The 1,480-nt window shown below is 50.3% G+C and carries 2 protein-coding genes; both read left to right on the top strand.

The window, feature by feature from the left end:
• Positions 1–306, top strand: a 306-nt coding sequence (locus BP822_RS11220; protein ID WP_286878304.1) for a CBS domain-containing protein, incomplete at its 5' end; no start/stop codon positions are given.
• Positions 307–586: 280 nt separating this feature from the next.
• On the top strand, positions 587–910 hold the full coding sequence (locus tag BP822_RS11215; protein WP_048132461.1) for a carboxymuconolactone decarboxylase family protein: 324 nt from the start codon (positions 587–589) through the stop codon (positions 908–910).
• Positions 911–1,480: the final 570 nt, after the last annotated feature.

The following is a 1,480-nucleotide window of genomic DNA, read 5'->3' as shown; positions in this document are numbered from 1 at the left end:
GGTTTCCCCGTGGTGGATGAAGGCCGTCTGGTGGGGATGATAACCTTTGATGATATCAGGAGAATTCCCCCGCATGAGCAGGAGAAGATGACAGTAAAGGAGGTGGCGGTCAGGGCTCCTATCACCATTAATCCCCACCAGTCGGCCAAGATGGCCATGGATCTCATGTATGAAAATGACGTTGGAAGGCTGGCAGTGGTGGAAAAAGACAATGCGCAGAAGCTGATTGGCATCATCACCCGCTCGGATGTGATCAGGGCTTATGAGAGGGAGATGAAAAGAAGCCAGGACGAGGCTTTAAAGTAGAATGGACAAAAAGTGCGGCGACTTCTTCCCTTGTCCCTGAAGGGGCAGGGGCTTCCTGCTTCATCGAGCACCTTCGAGTTCTCCACAGGCTTGAATTCGACGCAGTCCGCGACTACTACGCTGTTGCCCAATCCAAGTTCGACTTAGCGGGGTACATGGTACATGCAACTGACTTGCATTTTCTCGACCAAGCGAGTCTGAAGGTCAACGGCTGCAAAGAGACATCCTCTTAACAGCAATCTATAACTTCAGGCAGGTAGTAAATTAATTGGTGAATTGCATGAAAGAACAGGTATTCTTCGGCGAAGGCATGGCCATGGTAAAGAGAGATTATCCGGATCTGTATGAGGCCATAGTAGCCCTGAACGAGGCAGCTTACACCGGCAAGGTCCTGGATTATAGGACCCAGAAGCTCATCGCCATGGGGATCAATGCAGCTGCTTCCGACGAAAGGGCTACAAAGAAGCAGATGATAAGCGCCATAAAGGAGTTTGGCGTAACCAAGGATGAGATAGTGGATGTACTGAGGGTCGTTCTCCTCACGTCGGGAATGCCGCCCTTCACGAAAGGCATGAAGATATTGGGCGAAGTGATGGAGAAATAAACCTTTTCAATTTTTTGTTGTTTTTCTCAATCTTATAAGAAAAAGGCGATTCTATCCTCCGTGATCATGCGCCGCATTCTCAGCCTCCTGGTGGCTAGGTGCAGCAAACGAAAAAACGTTACCCTCATAGGACTTTAAGGGCGGGTTCATGGGTGCCTTCAGAGCCTCGATCTCGGGCCAGTTCCTTCTCCTCGGCCTTCTTCGTTCTCTCAAAATCTCCAAAACCGCGCGGTTCTCTCGTTCTGGGGAGCGGGGATGACCGTCTTAAAGAGGATCCTCTCTTCTATGAGAGTATAGAAACACTGCAAAGAGATACGTCTGCCAGGTCAGCCAGAAAAGAGACCTTCTCACCGCTGTGCTAGCAGGCATGAAAACCGCACATGATTTGTCATGCTCTGCCAGCGACACTTATCTCAGGAGGAGCTATCGCTGTCCGCTATAGGCTCTGCCAGCAAGCCGCCGTATGCGTATCTGAACGGAAGTGACAGCTCGCCTCGACCAAGCATAGAAATGGCGAGACGCGACACATAAAATTCTGCTACTTACAAGGATTAATGGGCCAGTTAGAGG

The sequence above is a fragment of the Methanosaeta sp. UBA458 genome (genome assembly GCF_002496085.1).
Taxonomy (GTDB): domain Archaea; phylum Halobacteriota; class Methanosarcinia; order Methanotrichales; family Methanotrichaceae; genus Methanothrix; species Methanothrix soehngenii.
The sequence above is the reverse complement of the archived record's forward strand: the minus strand, read 5'-3'. Positions and strand labels throughout refer to the sequence as shown.